This is a genomic window from Bradyrhizobium sp. Mp27 (assembly GCF_029953005.1).
GTDB classification, from domain to species: domain Bacteria; phylum Pseudomonadota; class Alphaproteobacteria; order Rhizobiales; family Xanthobacteraceae; genus Bradyrhizobium; species Bradyrhizobium barranii.
Genome location: NZ_JASAUS010000035.1, coordinates 38513 through 60402, shown reverse-complemented (window position 1 = coordinate 60402; position 21890 = coordinate 38513). Strand labels below are relative to the sequence as shown.

Genomic DNA, 21890 nt, shown 5'->3' with positions numbered 1-21890 from the left:
AAGCGGCGCACGGCTTTCAAGATCGCGGGCGGCTGTCGCTGTCTGCTATTTTCGACCTGTGGCAAGGGAACCACAATCGAGGCAATAGCCCCGCTCCAGCGCGCCAACCGGTTGACCCTGCGTGGCAGTTCGGCACAAATCGCCGCAAGCGCGCGCCGTTCGTGTTGCATTTTTGCGCTCCGCCACTTTGCTTCGGGATTAGTCGTCATGCGCTGCGCCCTGCAGCTCTCCGGGACACGGCAGACGGTCGGGCTGGGCCGTGTCTGCCGGATCGCGGCTGCGCTCGTCATGGCGCTTGGATTCGTCGTGACGATGTCGGCGACATCGGCCTTCGCGCAGAGTCCGACGCCCACGCCGACCCCGACCCCGACACCCACGGCGTCACCGACCCCCATGCCGACCGCGACCAATTACGACCAGTCGGCCGGCAACAGTGCGCTCAATCTTGGCTCCAATTTCCTGGAGCGGCTCGGCAACCAGGCCTCTAGCGGCGTGAACCGTGCATGGCGCACCAATCCCGGTGGGGGCGGCGCCTCGGCGAGCACGGAGGATCCGCTCTACCGCACCTGGTTCGAAGGCTATGGCATCTCGGTCCGGACCGACGCGCAAGGCGACTTCGTCGGCGATAAGCGCAAGACCTTTGGCGGTGTCGCCGGCTTCGGCGCGCGGGTCGCGCCGGGCGTCAATCTCGGCTTCTCCGTCGACCAGAGCCATACCGACATCGACGTGCCGCTGGCGCTCCAGTCGGCGACGCTCGACCTGACGCAGATCGGTTTCAACGGTTCGGTCGACAAGGGACCGTGGACCTGGGCGTTCGCGGTGGTGCACGGTTTCGGCAAGGTCCGTTCCAGCAGGGACACCGGCGTTGGTCTTGCGACCGCGGGCTATCGTGCCGCGATCGACGGTGGCTTGACCGAGATCAGCTACTACTGGACCAAGGACCAGGTGCGCGTCGTGCCCAAGGGCGCGCTCGAATATCTGCGCGCCACCAGCGCTGCGTTCCAGGAGGCCGGAGGACTCGATCCATTGGACGTCGGCTCCACGGCACTCTCACGCGCGCGCGTGATGATCGGCGCGGAGATCGGGCGCTACTTCATCTACGACCAGAAGATCCTGGACCTGTCGGCCTACGGCAAGTTCGTCGACAATTTCTACCAGAACCTGGGATCGGTGCAGGTCAGCCTGGGAACCCAGAGCATCGTCGTTCCCGGCATCGGGGAGGGCCGTTACGGCATGGATGCCGGCGCCTCGGCCTCGCTCAGCCTCACCAGCGTCGCGCGGCTCTACATCAATTATGACGGCAAGTTCCGCAACGAGCTGACGTCGCACCAGGGCACGGTCGGCTTCGAATACAGATGGTGAGGGCGAAGCGCGCCCTGCCTCTACGTCGGCGTTGCCGCGACATAACCCGTTAGCCCAAAGCCCTCGCGCGCGGCCGTCATCATTGGCACCAGCGCATTCGGATGGATGAACTCGTCGCGGAAGCAGGGATAGGTCTTGGCATCGAAGATCTTCTTCAGCCAGTCGACCACGATTTTGTGGCGCTCGGAGTTGCGAAATTCCTTGTGATAGGTGAGCCAGAGATCGGCGTGGTGGCTGACGCCGAGATCGACGGTAACGAGCGGTGCGCCGAGCGCGATCGACACGGTCGGCAGGAAGCCGATGCCGGCGCCGCGCTCCACCGCATAGAGCACGCCGACCGAGGAGTTGGTCTTGATCCCGACGATGCCCTCGAGCGACTTCAGTCCAAGCACGCGCGCGTAGGCGCCGTCGTCGACCTGCGGCGCGCTCTGCTTGATGATGCGATGGTTCTTCAACTCGGCCAGGGACGCCGGCACGCCGTAGAGGCTCTCGTATTCCCTGGAGACGAAGGGATAGATGTGCAGGCGGCCGAGCTTGGCGACGATTAGGTCGGGATTGGTCGGCGGCTCGAGCTGGATCGCGATGTCGGATTCAAGCCGGGCGACGTCGGCCTGCTCCATCGCGCAGCGCAGATCGACGGTGATCTTGCGATAGGTCTTCTGGAAATCGATCAGCCGCGGCAGGATCCAGAAATTGCCGGGACCTTCCGTCACCGCGACGCGCACGGTGCCTGACGTGTCGTTCGACGATCGCGAGGCACGCCGGAAGACGTTGAAGGCATGACGCTCCATATGCGCGACGTCGGCGATCATCGCAGCGCCTTCATCGCTGAGCGTCAGTCCGCTCTGGTCGCGCAGGAACAGCTTGCAGTCGATGCTCTCTTCGAGCCGGTCGATCCTGCGCATCAGCGTGGTGGAGGTGAGGCCGAGTTCTTCGGCCGCGTTGCGGAAACTTTTATATTTTGCGCAAGCTAAAAAGAGTTTCAAATCGTCCCAGGACGCGTCCAGGGCTTCTTCACGGTGCTGCATCAAAGCAGCACCCCGGTGCAATAACTGCTGCATACGCCAGATCCCCAACCGCTAAGGTCATCGTCATAGCGGGGCACTAAATCCTCGAACGATAAAGGGGTGACATGAGTATGGAAAGGGGCTCCTTTGCCGCAAGGCATGATTTCGATGCCTTGCCGCTCAGTCCGGACGTCGATGTCCGATGTGCGCAATCTTCCGAAATTGCTGCGCTTTCCGAAATGGCGCACCGGCTGGTGCCGGGTGTGCAGATCGGAACGGCAGAGCTTGCGCGATATTTCACGTTCGATCCTCAGAGCATCCTGACGTTCAGTCGCAAGGGCAATCTGGTCGGCGGCATGGCCTTCTTGTTCTTCAACGACCGCGGACATGATGCGCTGTTGCTCGACGAGATCTGCCTGACCGCACCCGAAACGCGCTATCTCGCTTCCGCGAAGGAAGAGGTTGCCGCGATCTACATCTGGGCGATCGCGGCGACGGGCCGAGGTATCGCTGGTCTGGGCAAGGCCGCGGCTCATCTCCGTCAGGTAAGGTTTCGCGGCGCGGATTGCTATGCGCAGCCGTCAACCGTGGCCGGACGCGACATCATGAAGGCGACGGGATTCGACCCCGTCCCGAGCTTCCAGCCCGATCTCTGGTGTTACGAGCGGCCCTGGCATCGGCAGCCGATGCGGATGCCGGGCGCGATCATCCAAACAAGGAGTTTTGCAGATGCACGGCACTAGAATTCCCCTCGCCAAGCCCGACTCCCGCGCCATCACCATTCGCCTCGCGCGCGATCCCAACGACCTCATGCTGGTCACCGCCATTCGCTCGGCGGTCTATCTCGCCGAGCAGGATTGTCCGTTCGACGAGGAGTTCGACGGCAACGACATGGTCGCAGCCCACTTCATCGGCTACGTCGGCAACGAGCCTGCGGGTTGCCTGCGGGTACGCTTCTTCGGGGATTTCGCCAAGGTGGAGCGGCTCGCGGTGCGTCATCAATATCGGCGCTCGCGCGTCTCGTTCAAGCTGGTGCAGGCGAGCGTCGACTATGTGAAGCGCAAGGGCTTTCGCAAGATCTACGGCCAGGCGCAGGACCGGTTGGTCGATTTCTGGGCTCATTTCGGCGCCAAGCCGCTCGGTCACAACCGCAAGATCACCTTCTCGGATTTCTCCTACACGGAGATGCTGCTGGAGATCGAGCCGGGGCCGGACGCCATCACGCTGGACAGCGATCCCTATGTGATCATTCGCCCCGAGGGCGATTGGGACCGGCCCGGCGTGCTCGACGCATCCGCGGGGCGGGCGGTGACCTCGCCGCTACGGGACCTCGCACTCGCCGATCACTGAAATTGGTGCAGCTCTGCGCAAGACAATGCTGGCTTCCATTACCGATGATCCGCCGATCCTGGTCTGTGCGGATCTCCAGGTCGAATATCTGACCCCCGGGCGTCGCCATGTCATCCTCGACGGCGAAGCCGCCACCGTGCGCTGCCTGGAACTCCTGACGTTGTGGCGCACCAATCTCTGGCCGGTGATGCATCTGAAGCGCATCGCCCAAGCGGCCTGGTTCAATCCGGCATCCAGGCTGACTGATTGGATCGCGGAGGCGAAGCCGCGGCCGGGTGAAATGACGTTCGAGCACCCGCTGCCGTCGGCCTACAGCTCCTCGCGGTTCGTGGACTACATGTCCAATATCCGCAATGTGCGCTGCATTCTAGTCGGCTTTTCCCTGGACGAAACCATCTTGGCCACCGCCGTCGACGGGTTTCACCGCAGCCATCGCTACCAGATCGTCACTGACGCCGTGGCCTGCCGGCAGCCGGCCACGGGCGATGCCGCCGCCTACAAACAGTCGGTGGTGAATGTGATCGGGAATTTTGCTACAGTCCATGCCAGCGCCGAACTGATCAGAACCAGCGGCGCCATCGCGGTCTAGGCGACCGTGGTCGGCGGATGGATGGGGTGGGACATTGTCACGGGGGGACGAGCTCAAGGAGCTGGCGAGCGATTTGTCGCGTGCCGTGGAGATGGCGCGCCGCGTCGGCTTGCCCACGACCGTCTATCTGCTCTCGATGGCGTTGGTGGAGGTGAAGGAAGCCGCTCGCGCTGCCGACGAAGAGGATGACGACGGCGCGGCGTAGGGTTTCGCGCGTGCGGCGAAAGCATTTCTCTCAGGATCGGCCGATGGCGCGCATCAGGATATCGGATGCGCCATCAGCATTGTCGCCCGCGTAGGCAACGAATTGATCGGGCCGCACCAGGATCAGCCGCGCCTCGTATTTCTCGCGGCCGCCTGATGCGGTGTCCCTGATCACCCTCAGCGGGATGGCAAGCCGCGCGGCGGCTTGCTCGAGAGCTGTAGCCGCGGTGCCGTCCGTCAGATCGATCAAGGTGAAGCCGTCACCCAATTCCTCGAACACGTTTTTGCCTGACGACAGAGGTTGCGGCGTGAGATGATGACCTGCGCGCGCCGGATAGGCGTGCGAGCCGATCGCGCTGCAGACAGCGCCGGCCGGACCAAAGACGATTAGTGACCCCTCGTAGTTCGGCTCGAAGGCGTTGACCTCGGCGCGTGCGCCGGAGTGCCGCTCGTGCCAGGCGACCTCGAAATCCGCCCGATCGCGCGCCGGATCGTGGCGGCGAAGAAAATCGCGGTCGCGGAAGATCGGGGTTTCGATGAAATCGCGCGCGGTGGACGCAAACACCGGACGCCGCTCGGCATCGTAGCTGTCGAGCAGACCGGCTGGCGCCCAGCCTTGCAGGATCGCGGCAAGCTTCCACGCCAGATTTACGGCGTCCTCGAAGCCGGTGTTGATGCCATAGCCGCCGTAGGGCGGATGGCTGTGCGCGGCATCTCCGGCGACGAAGACGCGGCCTGCGCGGTAGCTGTCCGCGACCGTGAAGCGAAGATCCCAGAATCCGACGTGCTCGAATTCGATGTCGAATTGTGCTCCGGCGGCATCGTGCAGCAAGCGTCGGAAATCGAAATTGTCGGCGGTGGTGTCCGCGGGAACGGGGGCATGGAAGAACCAGGTGCTGCCGAGATCGACCCGGCCGAAGAACTTCCAATAGCCCTCGAGGTCCGGATGCAACACGCTATAGAAGGACTTGCCTGGAAAGGCCTCGAGCAGTCGATGCAATTCGACGGAGCGAAACACCAGCAGCACCATTAGCCGGTCGTGGTCGGAGCGGGTCTGGGTGATGCCGGCACGTTCGCGCACGATCGATCGGCTGCCATCGCAGCCGATCACGTAGTCGGCGCGAAGGCTCTGTGTCATCCCGTCGCGATTTTCGATGTCGAGGCTCACGCCCTCGGCGTCAGGCCGGACATCCCGGCAGGTCCAGCCGTATCGCAGGTCAATGGAGGGAAGCTGTGCCGCCCGTTGCCGCAACACGGCTTCGGTTGCGTATTGCGGCAGGCGTTCGTTGTCGGTGAAATAGAAGGGGCGGACGAGTTCGCGCTGCAGCCAGTTGTAATTATAGCCGCTGAGCAGCGTCCCGTAGCTGGTCATTCCGCCGATGCCGTAGTCGGGAGGAATGGTGCGGGCCGCGCGCAGCGCTGCCTCCGCGCCCCAGAAATGGAAATGCTCCATCGTCCGCTGCGTGAGGTTCTGTCCCTTAGGGATCGGCTGCGGCTGTTCGTGGCGTTCCACGACGATGGTCTTAATGCCGCGCTGGCCAAGGCCGATCGCCAGACCCATCCCGACCGGTCCGCCGCCGACGATCACGACGGGCGCGTCGCTATCCGCTGAAGCCTGCCTCACATCGCTTCCCCACGATTGTCATCGCGCGAGGCGCGATCGCTCGTCCTCATGAGACGTCGCATGGATCTCGTCAAGTAAAATCTCACATAGTGAGATTATGATGTGATGCCGTCTGTCGCGGTCTCGGAGATCTGCCGGGCCGCTTCGCGGACCTCCGCGCTGATGCGATCGATCAACTCGCCCTTGGCATGTGGTCCGGCGATCGTGATGCAGAGGCTTGCGATCGGGTAGCCCGCATCGAGGATCGGCGCGGCGATCCCGACCGCGCCCGGTGTCACTTCGCCAAAGGCAACGGCGACGCCCGCGCGCCGCACACGTTTCAGCGCTGCGAGGATTTCGTCGGAAGTGTCGCCGACGCCGACGCTGCGCAGATCGGCGGCATAGCGCGCCACCAGTGGCATCACGCGCTGCTTGGGCAGAAAAGCCATGATCGAGCGCGCGATGGCGCCGCGTCCCATCGCCATCGGTCGGCCGCGCGGATAGCTGCTCACGGGATTCACGACGGAGGCGATCGAAGCCACGCACAGCATCTTTTCGCCATACCAACGCACGACCAGGGCCGTACAGGGGTGCGCGGCCGACAGCCGCTCCAGATGCGGGGTGGCTGCTGCGATCAGCGGATCGGAACGGCGGCTGAGATAGTCCATCTCCACCACGCGCGGGCCAAGCGCGAACCGGCCGCCGCGCGTCGGCATCACGAAGCCGCTGTCCTTCAAGCTCTTCAGATAGCGATACAGCGTCGGCCTCGTGTAGCCGAGCTCCTTCATGAGCTCTTCGGGCGACCATTGCGGCCGTGCCTCGGTGAAGAGATCGAGCACGGCAAGGACCCGATCCTGACTGTTTGCTTTGACCAAGTGAGATTCGATCCAGCTTCGCGTATTCGCCGTGATACCCGCATTCACGCCGGCCGCAAAACGGTGGCACGGCAGCGACTTGCCTTCGTGATAATCTCATTATAAGAGATTTTTAGAAGAATAATAGTGCATGAGCTGCCGGGGAGGGGTTGGGCATGGCCGTCACAGCTACGGATGAGATCGTGTCAGGCACGGTCGACGTTCCCGCCTATGTCGATCGTCAGCCGGTCGGCGCCTTTCAGATCCGGGTCCTGCTCGTCTGCGCCGCGGTGCTGTTCATCGACGGCTTCGACACCCAGGCCATCGGTTATGTCGCGCCCGCAGTCGCGCAGGAATGGAAGCTGGCGCGTGGCAGCCTCGGTCCGGTGTTCAGCGCGGGGCTTCTGGGTCTCATGATCGGCGCCCTGATCTTCGGTCCGATGGCCGACAGGATCGGTCGCCGCCGCATCATCCTCGCAAGCACGCTGGTGTTCGGCATCGGGACGCTGCTCACCGTGTTCGCGGTGGATACGACCTGGCTGATCGCGTTGCGCGTTCTGACCGGTCTTGGTCTCGGCGGTGCGATGCCCAATGCGATTGCGCTGACCTCCGAATTCAGCCCGCATCGCCGCCGCGCCACCATGGTCATGATCATGTTCGCAGGCTTTTCGATCGGTGCGGCCCTGGGCGGGCTGCTGGCGGCCGCCATGATCCCGGCTTTCGGCTGGCGCTCGGTGTTCCTCGTCGGCGGCCTCGTGCCGCTGCTGCTTCTGCCTTTGCTCTTCAAGGCGTTGCCGGAGTCGATCCGGTTCCTCGCGATGATGGGCGGCCGCGACCGCGAGGTGGCGAACCTCCTGCAAAAGCTAGCCCCGGGGGTATCCATCGCCGGCAACGCCAAATTCGTGGTCCAGGAGCCCAAATTGTCGGGATTGCCCGTCGCGCATTTGTTTGCAGAGGGCCGCGCATCGGTGACGGTTCTGCTCTGGGTCGTGTTCTTCATGAGCCTGCTCGACCTGTATTTGCTGTCGAACTGGCTGCCCACCGTGCTCAACGATCTCGGCGTGTCGGTTTCGGGCGCGGCTGCGATTGGTGCTATGCTCCAGGTCGGCGGCGTGGTCGGCACGTTCACGCTCGGCCAGTTCATCGACCGCTTCTCGTTTCGCGCGTTGTCGCTGACCTATCTCGTGGCGGCCGTCGCGGTTGCGGCCGTCGGCATGGCCAGCCATTCGATCGTCCTGGTCACGATCGCGATCTTCGCGTCGGGATTTTGCATCGTCGGAGGACAGATCGCCTCGAACGCGCTGACGGCGACCTTCTATCCGACGGCGATCAGATCGACCGGCGTGGGCTGGGCGCTGGGCATCGGCCGCATCGGCTCGATCGTGGGGCCTCTCATCGGCGGCGTCATGCTGGCCCGCGACATGGGACCGCAGCCGCTGTTTGGCGCTGCGGCCGTCCCGGCATTGATCGCCGCGGCGGCGGCCTTCGTGCTGGCACGGCGAGGCTAGCCGAGGCGATATATCCTGCCGACGTGCGAGCGCTGCTTTCCTGCAACGCTCGTGTGCGCTTGTTGCCAACGAAATGACGTTGCAAGTTGCGGCCTGCCGCAATAGCCAAGATGTCGACGTTTTCTTTGGACAAGCTCGTCGTTTGGACAGGTCTGCGTCATGACCTCCAATGACGCACCGTTGAGGAATCCCGCAATGTCCATGCTGCCCAATTCGCAAGAGGCCCGGGATGTGGCCTACCAGCTCCATTCCTATACCAACGCGCGCGCGCATCAGCAGGCCGGTCCGCTGGTGATCGAGCGCGGCGAGGGTCCTTACGTGTTCGACGCGTCGGGCAAGCGCTATTTCGAGGCCATGGCCGGCCTGTGGAGCGTCGGGCTCGGCTTCAACGAGAAGCGGCTGGTCGAGGCGGCGCACAAGCAGATGCTGGCGCTGCCGTTCTACCATACGTTCTCCGCCAAATCGCACGGGCCCTCGATCGACCTCGCCGAGAAGCTGGTGGCGCTCGCGCCTGTCACGATGAGCAAGGTGTTCTTCACCAATTCCGGCTCGGAGGCGAACGACACCGTCCTCAAGCTGATCGCCTATCGCTCCAATTCGCTTGGCCAGCCGCAGCGCAAGAAGATCATCAGCCGGATGCGCGCCTATCACGGCGTCACCATTGCCTCGGCAAGCCTCACCGGCCTTCCGAACAACCACCGCTCGTTCGACCTGCCGCTGCCCAACATCCTGCACACGGGCTCGCCGCACTTCTACAAGGACGGCGCGCCCGGTGAGAGCGAGGAGGCGTTCGCGACGCGCCGGGCCGAGGAGCTCGACGCGCTGATCCAGAAGGAGGGCCCGGATACGATCGCGGCCTTCTTCGGCGAGCCGGTGATGGGCGCGGGCGGTGTCGTCGTGCCGCCGGCGACCTATTGGGACAAGATCCAGGCAGTCCTGAAGAAGTACGACATCCTGCTGGTCGCAGATGAGGTCATCTGCGGCTTCGGCCGCACCGGCAAGATGTTCGGCTGCGAGACCTACGGCATCAAGCCGGACGTGATGGTGGTCTCCAAGCAGATCACCTCGAGCTATTTCCCGCTGTCGGCGATCATCCTGAACGATCGCATGTTCGAGCCGATCGCGGACGAGAGCAACAAGATCGGCGTGCTCGGCCACGGTTTCACCGCGGGCGGCCATCCCGTCGGCTCGGCCATCGCGCTGGAGAATCTCAAGATCATCGAGGAGCGCGGCCTGGTCGCGCACGCCGCCGAGCTCGGCGGCTACATGCAGGGCAAGCTGCGCGAGCTCACCAGCGATCCGCTGGTCGGCGAGGTCCGCGGCGTCGGCATGATCGCGGCGATCGAGCTCGTGCTCGACAAGGGACGCAAGACGGCCGCCAGCACACCCGGTGCCGTCGGCGGCATCGCCAGCCGCATGCTCCAGGAGCGCGGCGTGATCTCGCGCAACATGCTGGATGCGATCGCCATCTGCCCGCCGCTGATCGTCACCAAGGCCCAGATCGACGAGCTGATCGCGGCGATCGCGGGCGTGCTGAACGACATGAAGCCGGAAGTGGCGAAGCTGACGCCGGCGTAAGCTCTCTCTTCGTCATTGCGAGGAGCCCGCGACAAAATTGCGAAGCAATTTTGCGCTGGCGACGAAGCAATCCAGGCTATTCCGCGGAGACGGTCTGGATTGCTTCGTTTCGCTCGCAATGACGGCGTGGTGAGAGCGGAGCGGGCCGCCTACGCCCGCTGAACCCCGATCACGCGACCCTTCTCGATCGCCAGCGCCAGCTCGCCGCGCTTCAGTTTCAGCGCGGCATCGCCGAACAGCTCGCGGCGCCAGCCGCGCAAGGCGGGGACGTCGGCCTCGTCGTCGGCTGCGATCTCTTCGAGATCGTCAACGGTGGCGATCACCTTGCTGGCGACCGCGTGGCGCTCCGCGGTCATGCGCAGCAGGACCTTCAACAGCTCGACGATGGCGGCGCCATTGTTGTTGTTGCGCGGCTTCTCCAGCTTCGGCAGCGTCGCAAAATCCCGCGCCAGCCCGCGCTCGACCGCGGCGACGATGTCCGCGCCCCATTTGGATTTCTCGAACCCTTTCGGCACCGAGCGCAGATGGGCGAGCTTCTCCAGCGTGTTCGGCGCGTGGGTCGCGATGTCGCTGATGGCTTCATCGCGCAGCACGCGGCCGCGCGGCACGTCGCGGCTCTGCGCTTCCTGCTCGCGCCAGGCCGCGACCTCCATCAGGACCGCGAGGTCCTTGGGCTTGCGGACCCGCGTCTTCAGCCGTTCCCAGGCGCGCTCGGGGTGGAAGTCGTAAGTGCGGGGCGAGGTCAGGACCTCCATCTCGATGGAGACCCATTCGCTGCGGCGCCGCTTCTTGAGGTCGGCATCCAGCGCTGCGAAGACGTCGCGCAGGTGCGTGACGTCGGACACCGCGTAGTGCATCTGCTCTTTCGTCAGCGGCCGGCGCGACCAGTCGGTGAAGCGGTGGGTCTTGTCCGGGCGGTGGCCGGTGACCTTCTCGACCAGCGCGTCATAGGCGATGCTGTCGCCATAGCCGAGCACCATCGCCGCGACCTGGGTGTCGAACACCGGGTGCGGGATGATGTTGGCCTGGTGCCAGATGATCTCGATGTCCTGGCGGGCGGCGTGGAATACCTTCAGCACGCCCTCGTTGCCCATCAGGTCGAAGAACGGCTTGAGGTCGATGCCCTCGGCCAGGGTGTCGATCACCACGGCTTCCTCGGCGCTCGCCATCTGCACCACGCACAGCAGCGGGTAGTAGGTGGTCTCGCGTAGGAACTCGGTATCGACTGTGATGACGGGGTGCTTGGCCAGCCGGCTGCAGGCAGCCGCGAGGTCAGCGGTGGTGGTAATCAAATCCATGAACGGCCCATGACACTTGGTATCAGCCGTTCTGCCGAAAGCGCTGTGATGTCAAGGGGCTCGAAGCGAATTCGAGCCTTGCATCGGGCCGGAATCGCCTGTTTCCGACGAAATTTCTATTCGTAACGGATCCGGTGTGAGGATTTGCGTGCGCAGGGCAGCGCCACCACGACCACGCACATGGCGACCAGCGCCAGCCCCAGGAACTCGAAAACCAACAGATCCACGGCGAATCTCCAGAAACATTGATAGATTTGTCGGGGGTACGTTGAGGGTCTGTTAATGCTCGTGGTTACCGGCCGCACGGCAAGCCGGATGGTGGACGGGGGGTTAACGGGGGCGGGCTCGCCCATCACCCCATGAGCTTCGGCAAGGCGGCAGCGAGCGCGTCCACGGCGGCACGGACTTTTGGCGGAATCCGGGGCGAACGGGGCCACAGAGCGTGGCATTCGTAGAGGAATTCGGGCTGGCCTTCGAACAGGCCGATCAGCGCGCCGCTGTTGAGGCGCTCGCGGACCAGCCAATAAGGCAGCCAGGCGAGACCCATGCCCTGAGCGGCGGCGTCCGCGATCGCCTCCATATCGTCGAGCCTCAGCCTGCCCGAAGGCATGATCTCGCGTGGCGGCTGGTCGGCTTGCGGAAACAGCCACGGCCGGACACGCCCAGAGCGGCGATAGATGATCGCCTGATGCGCGGCGAGATCGTCGAGCGATTTCGGTTTGCCGTTGGCGCGCAGATAGGACCGCGCGCCACACACCACCATGCGCTGGCTTGCGATGCGCCGCGTGATCAGACCGGACTGGTCGTCGAGATCGCCGGTCCGGATCGCAAGATCGTAGCCGGCCTCGATGATGTCAGCGATGGGATCGCCGAAGGAGAGGTCGAGCTCGAGATGCGGATATTTTCGCGCGAGCTTCATCAACAGAGGGGCGATGCAGTGCCGTCCGAGCAGGGCAGGCATGGTCACGCGCAGCCTGCCGCGTGGCGCGGAGAGTTCATCGGCCACGACGGCGTCGGCGGCTTCGGCCTCGCTGAGTACCGTGCGGCAGCGCTCGTAATAGGCCTGGCCAGCCTCGGTCAGGCTCTGGCGCCGCGTGGTGCGGTTGAGGAGGCGGACGCCGAGGCGTTCTTCGAGGAAGCGCACATGCTTGCCGACCATCGGCCCCGACATCTCCAGGGCGTCGGCCGCGGCTGCGAACGAGCCGAGATCGACAGCCCGGACGAATACGGCCATGCTGGTCAGGCGGTCCATGATTGAAAACTCCTGGTTTCGACTGTTCGCGTATTCGGGCCATTTATCCACTTCGGTGGGATCGGCATAGCTCCATTCAGTTCAACTGTTTTGGAGTGTATCCATGACCCGCGTCGTTCGCTTTCACCGGCATGGCGGTCCCGAAGCGCTGCGCATCGAGACGGTCGACGTTCTACCGCCGGCGAAGGGCGAGGTGCAGATCCGGGTCAGGGCGCTCGGTCTCAACCGTGCGGAGGCCCTGTTGCGGACGGGCACCTATATCGAGACCGCGACATTTCCGTCCGGCCTTGGCCTGGAGGCGGCAGGTATCGTCGAGGCCATCGGCGAAGGCGTGGCCGGCTTTGCGCCGGGCGACGCGGTCAGCATCGTGCCGCCGCTGTCGATGGTGCGATGGCCGGCCTATGCCGAGCTTGCCACCTTTCCGGCCGAACTCGTCGTGATGCATCCGCCCGAGCTTGGCTTCGAGGCGGCGGCTGCGGTGTGGATGCAGTATCTGACGGCCTACGGCGCGCTGGTCGATATCGCCGGACTTGGGCGAGGGGACCTCGTCGCCGTCACGGCCGCATCGAGCAGCGTCGGCCTTGCCGCCATCCAGATCGCGAACCGGATCGGCGCTGTCCCGGTCGCCCTGACGCGGACCTCGGCCAAGCGGCGCGCCTTACGCGAGGCCGGCGCTGCGCACGTGATCGCCTCGCAGGAGGAGGACATCGGAGCGCGGCTCGCGGAGATCGCCGGTGCGAGCGGCGTCCGCGTGGTATTTGACGCCGTCGGCGGTCCCGCATTCGAGCCGTTGACTGCGGCGATGGCGCCGGGCGGAATCCTGATCGAGTATGGCGGGCTAAGCCCCGCGCCGACGCCGTTCCCGCTCTTCAACGTGTTGACCAAGAGCCTGGTCCTGCGCGGCTACCTCGTGCACGAGATCATCAGCGACCCTGTGCGGCTTGCGAAAGCAAAGGCGTTCATCCTCGACGGGCTGTCAGACGGCAGCTTGAAGCCGGTGATCGCCAGAACGTTCCCGTTCGAGGAGATCGTCGAGGCGCATCGCTTCCTGGAGTCGAACAATCAGTTCGGCAAGATCGTGGTGACGATCTAACCGCGCGCGGCGGGTGGGTCACGTCGCGGCGATCAACCCCCCTCGAATATTCTCTTGCGGGCATTTTCGACATGCGTGCGCATGGCGCGGCGGGCGCCGTCCTCGTCTTGTGCCTCGATGGCCTCGAACACGCGGCGATGCTCCTGCTGTCCCCTGAGAATGCGACCGCGCGGCTGAATCAGCGACAGGTTGCGGTTGAGATTGACGCCAATGGCGATCTGCTCCCTCAACGAGGTCAGCGTCTCGACAAAGAACCGGTTGCCGCTCGCCTCCGCAATCGTGCGGTGGAAGAGGAGATCTTCCTCGACACCAAGGCCGCCCTCGCGGCCCTGGGCGACCATCGTATCCAGCCTGGTCAGCACCTGCTGAATGCGGCGCAGGCTTTGCCTGTCCCGGTTGCGCGCGGCGAGGGCCGCGGCATCGCCCTCGACGGCCATCCGGAACACGAAGCAGCGCTGGATGTCGGGGATGCTGCTGACGGGCGCGAAGTCGAAGGCATTGGCGGCCGGGCGTCGCGTCACGAACCAGCCCGCGCCCTGGCGTGATGCGATCAACCCGTCATCGCGCAATCGCGTCAGCGCCTCGCGAACGACGGGCCGTGAAACGCCGAGGAGTTCGGCAAGACCATTCTCGGGCGGTAGCCGGCAGTTCACGGGAAGGATGCCGATCGCGATTTGACCCAGCACATGGTCGTAGATCCGGTCGCTCAGTCGTCCCGTTGAGGACGACAGCGGCAACTCCGCGGATTTCATCGCAGGCTTTTTCAAGTCCGGCTCCGCCCGGTTTTGCGTTCGGCTTCCAAACAAGTTTTTGACATTTTAGTCCGTGCACAAGGCGATCGGCCGCCAGTTCAAACAGCTACAGAACAGACCGCTTGACAACTAGCGAAGATTTCGTCGATGCTTGCCTTACAAATAAATAACAAATTCCGCAAAAAATAAAGCGCTTGGGAGGCGAGAATGAAGCCGAGGTCAGCAACCCCAATGGTCGCCGTCCTGTTGGGGGCGTGTCTTTGCAGCGGAGCCCTGGCCGCTCCGATCAGTCTTTCGATCATCGATACCGGCGGTGACCTGGCTTCGGTGCAGACCATCATCGAGAACTACAAGAAGGCGAATCCGGACAAGGTCAGCGAGATCAAGATCCAGCGCGCGCCCGCGCCGGAGCTTCCGGCCAAGATCAAGGCGCAGCAGGATGCCGGACGCCTCGATATCAATCTGGTGCTGACCGGGCAGGATGGCGGCGCGCTGCTCGCCCAGAACGGCCAGCTCATCGCCATCCCCGATTATCAGAAGAATTTTCCGCGCGACGGCCTCACCGATGCGGGCAAGGCGCTTTACGACGAGGGCAAGGGCGTCCTCATTCCTTCAGTCGGCAATGCCGGTGGACCGGTGCTGATCTACAATCCGGCGAAGGTGCCGAGCCCGCCGAAGACGGCGCAGGAATTGCTGACTTGGGTGAAGGCGAACCCGGGCAAATTCATGTATGCGCGTCCGGCGAACAGTGGGCCGGGCCGCGCGATCCTCCAGGGCTTTGCCTTCATTCTAGGGGACTCCAAGCCGCTCGACCCCGAAAAGGGCTGGGACAAGAGCTGGGATTTCCTGAAAGAGCTTGGCAAGTCCGTCGAATATTATCCGACCGGTACCGCGATCACGTTGAAGGAGTTCGCCCAGGGGCAGCGCTGGATGATCGCCGGGATCATGGAATGGGACATGAAGCCGCGCGCACAGAGCGTGATCCCACCGGACTCGAAGATCGCAATTTTGGAGAACACCACGTTCGTGGTGGACGGTCACTATTGGTGCATCCCGAAGGGCGTGCCGCAGGAACAGGTCGATGTCATCGTCGACCTCATGAAGTTCATGTGGAAGCCGGAGCAGCAGGCGCTCAGCTGGAAGGCCTTCATCGGGCCGGTCGTGAAGGCCGCAGCCCTGGCATCGGCGCCCAAGGACATCCAGGATGAGGTGAAGGAGTTCTGGCGTCCTGAATATGATCAGATCGGGACCAAATGGAAAGTATCGCCTCCGCTGGGCGTCACCGAGCTGAGCTACGCGATGGAACGGTGGGACCGCGAGGTCGGCGCCGATCAGGTCAAGAAATAACAATAACCGGGACCAGGACGCGAGGGCGCGCAGGTGCGGCCCTCGCGCGCGTATGCGGGGCGGGGAATGGCCGACTCTATCGATAAGCTGCAGATGTCGATCACCAAGCGTTATGGCGGCAAGGTGGTGCTCGACCGCTTTCCGCTGGAGATCGGCGGCGGCGAGTTCGTCACCTTCCTCGGGCCGAGCGGGTGCGGAAAGTCCACGGCGCTCGGCATCATCGCGGGCCTGGTGCCGCCGAGCGACGGCGAGATCCATCTCAACGGACGACGGATTGACGACGTCTCGCCCGAAAAGCGCGGGTTCGGCATGGTGTTCCAGAACTACGCGCTGTTTCCGCATCTGACTGTGTTCGGCAACGTCGCGTTCGGCCTCTCGCTGCAGAAGCGCTCGTCTGAGGAGATCGACAAGCGCGTTCGGGAAATGCTGGGTCTGGTTCGTCTTGCGGGCTATGAAGACCGCTATCCCGGCCAGCTCTCCGGAGGACAGCAGCAGCGCGTCGCCATCGCGCGCGCCCTTGTGTTGCACCCTCGATTGATGCTGTTTGACGAGCCGCTGTCCAACCTAGACGCAAAGCTTCGGGTCGAGATGCGCGCCGAGATCAAGCAGCTGCATACGCGGCTTGGCTTGACCTCCATTTACGTGACCCACGACCAGGCCGAAGCGCTCTCGCTCTCCGACCGCATCGTCGTGCTGCGTGAAGGTGTGCTCATGCAGGTCGGGACGCCGCAGGAAATCCACGACCGTCCCAAGAACGTCTTCGTGGCGGATTTCATGGGCTTTCGAAATTTCCTCGATGTGACGCTCGGCAAGGAAGCGGGCGGCATGATCGAAGCCGGTTTCAAGGGGCAAATCCTGCAGGCGGGGGCCAGGGATAGCTTCCGCCCGGGCGACCACGCCGTTCTGGCCATCCGGCCGGAAGATGTGCGTCTCGGCAAGTCGGGTGATGGCGTCAATGTGCTGCGCGGCAGGGTCGAGCTCGTCGAATATCTCGGACGCGAGCAGGAGGCCGAGATCGCGCTCGATGGCGACGCAAGGCTCTGGGTGCGCTCGCACGAGAAGCTCGTATTGGGCGAGATGCTGGATCTGACCTTGCCGGCGGACAAATTCGTCCTGCTGCGTCGCGAGTGAGGTGACAGACCGTGGCTCGCATCCGCTCTGATTCTCGCAGCGAACTGGATCTCGTCGCGATCCTCTGCCTTGCGCCGTCGCTGCTCTACGTGCTCGCGATGTTCGTCTACCCGTTCCTCTACGGGATCTACATCAGCTTGCAGCCGAAGAAGCGCGACGCCGGGATATTCTCGAACTATGTCGCGTTCTTCAACGACGCCTACCAGTACAATACGATCAAGACGACCTTCATGTTGGCGTTGCCGACGACGGTCGCGGTCGTGTTGGTTGCGCTGTTCCTCGCATACGGCATGCGGCGCGGCATCTGGTTCGAGCGCACCATCACGACCATTCTCGTGCTTCCGATCTCGCTCGGTGTCGTCTTCCTGTCGGAAGGGATCCTCGGCTTCTACGGCCACAATGGCTGGCTCAACCAGTTGCTGCTAGCGGTCGGATTGATCCAGAACCCGCTCGAACTGACGCATAATTCGATCGGCGTCATCTTCTCGCTGTTCATGCAGAACTTTCCGTTCTGCTTCCTGATGTTGCTCGGTTACATCTCCGGCATCGACCCGAGCCTGGAAAGCTCCGCCCGCATGCTGGGTGCCGGGCCCTGGACCATCTTTCGGCGCGTCATGTTCCCGTTGATCGCACCGGGCCTGATCATCGCGTTTGCCCTCGTCTTCGTGATGAGCTTTGCCGTGTTTCCATCCGCGGTGATGGTTGGTCAGCCGGCCGGTTCGACGCGGACGATCTCGATCGCGGCCTACCAGCAGGCCTTCGAGCAATATGACATGTCCTACGCGTCCGCGATCGCGGTTATCATGGGGCTCTGCCAGCTCGCGGCACTGGTGGTCATCGTGCTGGTTCGCCGCCGCATGACGATTGCAACAACCATGGGCGTCGGCAAACGCTGAGGGGAAGCAGATGCGCGGACGGATGTGGAAATTGGCGATCTACCTGTTCCTGCTGGGATCATCCTGAACCTGCTCGGAATCGTGACGCATGTCGTGGTGAGCTCGTTCGCTAAACGCTGGTTCGGCAAGCCGTTGCCGCCGGCATTCACGACGGATTGGTTTACCTACGCATGGCGGGAGTTCGAGCTCCCCCATGTTCTCTTCATCACGCTATTTATCGCGCTGGCCGTGGTCTTCATCGCGCTCGCGATCGGATTTCCGGCGGCCTACGTGCTGGCGCGGCGGAATTTCAACGCCAAGCCGGTCCTGCTGCTGCTCTACTTCCTGCCGCTGCTGATCCCTCAGATGACCTACGGCATTCCGCTTGCCACGACGCTTTATGGATTTGGTGTCGGCGCGACGGTCATTGGCGTCATTCTCGCCGTGCTCGTCCCCATGGTTCCTCTTGCGGTCTTCATCCTGTTGCCTTTCTTCGAGCAGATCAGCTTGAACCTTGAATGGTCGGCCCAGATGCTCGGCGCGAGCCGGCTGCAGATATTCCGCCGCATCCTGTTGCCGCTGATGCTGCCCGGCATTTTGACAGCGGGCCTGCTGGTTCTCGTGAATACGATCTCGAACTTCGAGCTGGCCTTTCTGCTCGCGGGCGGGGGATCGCAGACCCTGGTCGTCGCGCTGTATTACAACGTCTTCGCTGGCGGTGTGCGGCCGGTCTATTCGATCGATGCGATGGCTGTCATCTACATGTGCACCGTCATGGCCGTGCTGCTGGTCGCATTGCGGTTCGTGCGTCCGACGCAGATGGTGTTCAGGCTCGACGGCAGGCGCAACTGAGGCGATCGTGACCCCTGAAATGAGTTCGGCGCCCCACACCGTGGAGCGCCGAGCTTGTTTGGCTGATCGCTGGCCTTACGGGAGCTTCAGCGAGGTCTCCGCGTTGTACGGCTTTAGCGTCTCGTCGGCGGCCTTCTGGGCGGCGACGAGGGCCTCCTTCGGCTGCTTCTTGCCGTTAAGGACCAGCATCACCTCGTCCTCCAGCGTCTTGCGGACCGGCACCGTCTTGTAGGTCGCGAACCAGGGTTTTGCGACGTCGAGCTGCTCGACGGCGGTCTTGGCGTCCGGGTTCTTGTTGAGGAAGTCGACCATGTCAGGCGTCTTATAGGCGGCCATGTTGGGTGCAAAATAGCCGGTGGCGCGGCTCCACCAGGCGCTCTTCTCGGGCGAGGTCATCCACTTGATCAGGGTCCAGGCGGCCTTCTGCTTGTCGGCTTCGAGGCCGGCCGGAACGATCAGCGAGGCGCCGCCGATCGGCACGGCGTTGCGGACGTTGCGCGGGATGAAGGCGACCTTGTAGTTGAACTTGGCGTTGTCGCGCACATAGGTCAGCGAGCCCGTCGAGAGCATCATCATCGCAGCATTGCCGGAGATGAAGGAGGTGCTGACGGCCGGGCCGGGCGTCGCGCCGGGGGCGTGGACCTTGTGCTTGTAGACGAGGTCGTTCCACCAGGTCAGCGCGCCCAGCATCGAGGGCGTGTCGTAATAGACCTCGCCGCCGAACTCCTCATTGTAGTAGCGCCCGCCATTGGTCATGGTGAGCGTTTCCATCATCCAGCCGCAATAGTCATAGGCGCAGGGGATCGCGATGCCCCATTGGGTCACCTTGTCGCCCTCGCGTTTGGTGAGCTTCTTGGCCCAGTCGGTGAGTTCGGCCCAGGTCTGCGGCGGCTTGCTCGGATCGAGGCCGGCTTCCTTGGCCTTGTCGGCGTTAATGTAGAGCAGCGGCGTCGAATTGTGGAAAGGCACGCCGTAGACCGAGCGGTTGATCACCGCGTTGCCTTGGAGCGCCGGGAAGAACTGGCCGAGGAACTGGTCCTTGGTGGTGCCGTCGGCGGCGATCAGGCTGTCGAGATTGGTTAGCTCGTTCTCGATCTGCATGTCGAGCAGGAAGTTCGCGGACATGATCACGGCGGACGGCGGCTTGCCGGCCTTGATGGCGGCGCGCGTCTTGATCAGCGTGTCGTCATAGGAGCCGGTGTAGACGGCGGTCGCCTTGATGGCGGGATGGGTCTCGTTGAACTCCTTGATCAAGGTGCCCATGTCGCGGGCGAGCTTGCCGTCGACGGGGACGGGGAAGAACAGGTCGATCTCGGTCGGGCCTTCGGCCATCGCCGGGACGGCGAGGGCGCCAGCCATGGAGCCTGCCATGGCAAGGCCAAGCATGAGCCTGCGGGTAAACAGCATCGAAAACTCTCCTATTTGATGCCTGAGGTGACGAAAGAACTGATGAAGCGCTTCTGGAAGATCAGGAAGGTGATGAGCAGCGGCGCGATCACCATCAGCGTGCCGGCGGCAATCGTGCCCCAGGCCTGCGTGCCTTCGGCGGTCGCGGTGAAGACGGACAGACCAACCGTGAGCGGCCGCTTGTCCGGCGAATTGATCACCATCAGCGGCCATAGGAAGTCGTTCCAGTGGCTGGTAACGGAGATGATGGCGAAGGCGGAAAAGCTCGGCATCGACAACGGCACGTAGATGTGGCGGATGCGCTGGAGAAGGCTGGCGCCGTCGATCAGGGCGGCGTCTTCCAGCTCGGTCGGAATCGCTTCAAAAGCCTGCCTCATCAGGAAGGTGCCGAAGGCCGAGGCGAAGAACGGCATCATCACGCCGGCGAGCGTGTCGTAGAGCCCGAGCTGCGCCACCAGGCTCAAATTCGGCACGATCAGCAGCACCGGCACCAGCATCAGCTGCATCAGGAACAAATAGAAGATCAGCGTCTTGCCGGCGAATTCGAGCCGCGCAAAGGCAAAGCCCGCCAGCGTGATCGTGGCGAACTGCACCAGCAGAATGCCGGTGCAGATGATCGTGGTGTTGAGGGTGTAGCGCGGGAAGTCGCCGATCTCCCAGGCATCCCTGACATTGTCGAGCGTGGGCTTGAGGCTCGGGATCAGCTCGGCCATCACGTTGATGCCGTTGGACGCCGGGCGCAGCGTCGCCACGCCCATCCACAGGAACGGGATCAGCCAGACGATCGCGAGCAGCACGGTCAGCAGAAAGCCGAGCTTTGGCGTGATCTCGCGGCGCGTGGCGAGCGGGGCATTCTTGAGCAGGCGGTCGATCAGCGTCATGGCCCGCCCTCGCGGTTTGCCATCGTCCGGAATGAGAGCGCGGTGAGGCCCATCAGCGCCGCAAGTGTCAGCAGCGTTGCCGCCGAGGCCTTGCCGATGTCGTAATGCTCGACCGCCTGCTGGTAGATGTAGAACAGCACGAGATTGGTCGAGTTCGACGGCCCGCCTTTGGTCATGACGAAGACGTGGTCGACCTGCGTGACGGCGTTGAGCGTGGCGATGACGATGACGAACAGGAAGGTGGGCTTGAGCTCCGGCAGGATGATGTAGCGCAGCCGCATGAACGGGCCGGCGCCGTCGAGATGCGCGGCTTCCATGACATCCTCGGGCACGGCCTGGAGGCCGGCGAGGAAGAACAGCATGTAGTAGCCGGCGTTCTTCCAGATGGTGATCAGCATGATCGCATAGAGCGCGATGTCGGGGTCGCCGAGCCAGTTCGGCACCACCGGAAGCAGGCGGCCGATGTAATAGTCGAGCAGGCCGACATTGGGCAGGAAGATGAACAGGAACAGCGCAGAGGCCGCGACCATCGGGATCAGCACCGGCAGGAACAGCGCGGCGCGCAGCGCGCTGCTCACCGCATTGGTGCGCGACAGCGCCAGCGCGAACAGCAGTGCAAGTCCTATGCTGGGGATCGCCGTGCCGATGGCGTAGACGAGATTGTTGACGACCGCGCCGGTGAAGGCGGGATCGGCAAGCACCGCACTGACATTGTCGAGGCCGACGAAGCGGACCGGCGCGTTCGGCGTGGCGCGCTGGTAGAGCGCGTCGATCAGCACGCGGCCCATCGCGCCATAGGTGAACAGTGCGAGGAAGACCAGCGATGGCAGAAGCAAAAGGTAGGCGGGCAGCGAGGCTTTGAATCGGCAAGAAACCGCTTCAGGACGTGCAGACGCGGTGCCGCCGAAGTCGCGACCGGGAGAGCCGCGGGTTCAGCGAGGCTCATC

Annotated in this window: 20 protein-coding genes and 1 pseudogene; 12 read left to right on the top strand and 9 right to left on the bottom strand. The window is 63.6% G+C overall.

Translation table 11 applies throughout. The annotated features are described in order from the left end of the window. The first annotated feature begins 207 nt into the window (after window positions 1-207). Window positions 208-1362 (top strand): autotransporter outer membrane beta-barrel domain-containing protein, encoded by a 1155-nt coding sequence (locus QJT78_RS19495; protein WP_038943090.1) that lies wholly within the window; start codon window positions 208-210, stop codon window positions 1360-1362. Window positions 1363-1382: 20 nt separating this feature from the next. On the opposite strand, the gene QJT78_RS19490 is transcribed toward QJT78_RS19495, so the two are convergent. Beyond that, window positions 1383-2423, bottom strand: coding sequence for a LysR family transcriptional regulator (locus QJT78_RS19490; RefSeq protein ID WP_038943089.1), 1041 nt, complete (start codon window positions 2421-2423; stop codon window positions 1383-1385). Between the two features lie 71 nt (window positions 2424-2494). Between QJT78_RS19490 and QJT78_RS19485 the strand changes: the two genes are divergently transcribed. Genes QJT78_RS19485 through QJT78_RS19470 form a run of 4 tightly spaced genes read left to right on the top strand, consistent with a single transcriptional unit; the run spans window position 2495 to window position 4513 of the window. After that, complete coding sequence (locus tag QJT78_RS19485; protein ID WP_028147770.1) at window positions 2495-3112, top strand: hypothetical protein; 618 nt, start codon at window positions 2495-2497, stop codon at window positions 3110-3112. Further along, a complete protein-coding gene (locus QJT78_RS19480) occupies window positions 3099-3719 on the top strand; it encodes a GNAT family N-acetyltransferase (protein ID WP_014495756.1) in 621 nt (206 codons plus the stop codon). The genes QJT78_RS19485 and QJT78_RS19480 overlap by 14 nt, the downstream gene beginning before the upstream one ends. 25 nt (window positions 3720-3744) lie before the next feature. After that, window positions 3745-4308, top strand: a complete 564-nt coding sequence (locus tag QJT78_RS19475; RefSeq protein ID WP_028147771.1) for an isochorismatase family protein — start codon at window positions 3745-3747, stop codon at window positions 4306-4308. Window positions 4309-4342: 34 nt separating this feature from the next. Beyond that, window positions 4343-4513 (top strand): hypothetical protein, encoded by a 171-nt coding sequence (locus tag QJT78_RS19470; protein WP_193375938.1) that lies wholly within the window; start codon window positions 4343-4345, stop codon window positions 4511-4513. Between the two features lie 30 nt (window positions 4514-4543). On the opposite strand, the gene QJT78_RS19465 is transcribed toward QJT78_RS19470, so the two are convergent. Then, complete coding sequence (locus QJT78_RS19465) at window positions 4544-6136, bottom strand: FAD-dependent monooxygenase (RefSeq protein WP_028147772.1); 1593 nt, start codon at window positions 6134-6136, stop codon at window positions 4544-4546. 95 nt (window positions 6137-6231) lie between these two features. Beyond that, window positions 6232-6990, bottom strand: a complete 759-nt coding sequence (locus tag QJT78_RS19460; RefSeq protein WP_038943088.1) for an IclR family transcriptional regulator — start codon at window positions 6988-6990, stop codon at window positions 6232-6234. Window positions 6991-7145: 155 nt separating this feature from the next. Here QJT78_RS19460 and QJT78_RS19455 point away from each other — a divergent pair, with 155 nt between their 5' ends. After that, entirely contained in the window at window positions 7146-8477 is a 1332-nt protein-coding gene (locus tag QJT78_RS19455) for an MFS transporter (RefSeq protein WP_038952658.1), read from the top strand. 195 nt (window positions 8478-8672) lie between these two features. Then, window positions 8673-10055 carry an aspartate aminotransferase family protein gene (locus QJT78_RS19450; RefSeq protein WP_028147775.1) on the top strand — a complete coding sequence of 461 codons (1383 nt, stop codon included), beginning with the start codon at window positions 8673-8675 and terminating at the stop codon, window positions 10053-10055. Window positions 10056-10204: 149 nt separating this feature from the next. On the opposite strand, the gene rnd is transcribed toward QJT78_RS19450, so the two are convergent. Both rnd and QJT78_RS19440 read right to left on the bottom strand, forming a co-directional pair. Beyond that, window positions 10205-11353, bottom strand: coding sequence for a ribonuclease D (rnd, locus tag QJT78_RS19445; protein WP_028147776.1), 1149 nt, complete (start codon window positions 11351-11353; stop codon window positions 10205-10207). 352 nt (window positions 11354-11705) lie between these two features. Then, a complete protein-coding gene (locus QJT78_RS19440) occupies window positions 11706-12605 on the bottom strand; it encodes a LysR family transcriptional regulator (protein WP_028147777.1) in 900 nt (299 codons plus the stop codon). Between the two features lie 103 nt (window positions 12606-12708). On the opposite strand from QJT78_RS19440, the gene QJT78_RS19435 reads away from it, so the two are divergent. Next, entirely contained in the window at window positions 12709-13698 is a 990-nt protein-coding gene (locus QJT78_RS19435; RefSeq protein ID WP_028147778.1) for a zinc-dependent alcohol dehydrogenase family protein, read from the top strand. A gap of 32 nt (window positions 13699-13730) precedes the next feature. On the opposite strand, the gene QJT78_RS19430 is transcribed toward QJT78_RS19435, so the two are convergent. Next, the gene (locus QJT78_RS19430; RefSeq protein WP_199877100.1) at window positions 13731-14465 is read right to left on the bottom strand and encodes a FadR/GntR family transcriptional regulator; all 735 of its coding nucleotides are present in this window, start codon (window positions 14463-14465) and stop codon (window positions 13731-13733) included. A gap of 192 nt (window positions 14466-14657) precedes the next feature. On the opposite strand from QJT78_RS19430, the gene QJT78_RS19425 reads away from it, so the two are divergent. The 4 genes from QJT78_RS19425 (at window position 14658) to QJT78_RS19410 (ending at window position 18655) form a co-directional block, all read left to right on the top strand. Next, window positions 14658-15797, top strand: coding sequence for an extracellular solute-binding protein (locus QJT78_RS19425; RefSeq protein WP_028147780.1), 1140 nt, complete (start codon window positions 14658-14660; stop codon window positions 15795-15797). 66 nt (window positions 15798-15863) lie between these two features. Continuing rightward, complete coding sequence (locus QJT78_RS19420) at window positions 15864-16928, top strand: ABC transporter ATP-binding protein (RefSeq protein WP_038943086.1); 1065 nt, start codon at window positions 15864-15866, stop codon at window positions 16926-16928. Between the two features lie 11 nt (window positions 16929-16939). Next, a complete protein-coding gene (locus QJT78_RS19415; protein ID WP_028147781.1) occupies window positions 16940-17824 on the top strand; it encodes a sugar ABC transporter permease in 885 nt (294 codons plus the stop codon). Between the two features lie 24 nt (window positions 17825-17848). Further along, window positions 17849-18655, top strand: a complete 807-nt coding sequence (locus QJT78_RS19410) for an ABC transporter permease subunit (RefSeq protein ID WP_281460277.1) — start codon at window positions 17849-17851, stop codon at window positions 18653-18655. 75 nt (window positions 18656-18730) lie between these two features. On the opposite strand, the gene QJT78_RS19405 is transcribed toward QJT78_RS19410, so the two are convergent. The 3 genes and pseudogenes from QJT78_RS19405 to QJT78_RS19395 form a co-directional block, all read right to left on the bottom strand. Continuing rightward, window positions 18731-20062 carry an ABC transporter substrate-binding protein gene (locus QJT78_RS19405; protein WP_028147783.1) on the bottom strand — a complete coding sequence of 444 codons (1332 nt, stop codon included), beginning with the start codon at window positions 20060-20062 and terminating at the stop codon, window positions 18731-18733. An 11-nt stretch (window positions 20063-20073) separates the two neighbouring features. Beyond that, window positions 20074-20943, bottom strand: a complete 870-nt coding sequence (locus tag QJT78_RS19400; protein ID WP_028147784.1) for a carbohydrate ABC transporter permease — start codon at window positions 20941-20943, stop codon at window positions 20074-20076. Continuing rightward, window positions 20940-21889 (bottom strand): annotated as a pseudogene (locus QJT78_RS19395) (sugar ABC transporter permease). Before QJT78_RS19395 ends, QJT78_RS19400 begins: the two are co-directional and overlap by 4 nt. Window position 21890: the final 1 nt, after the last annotated feature.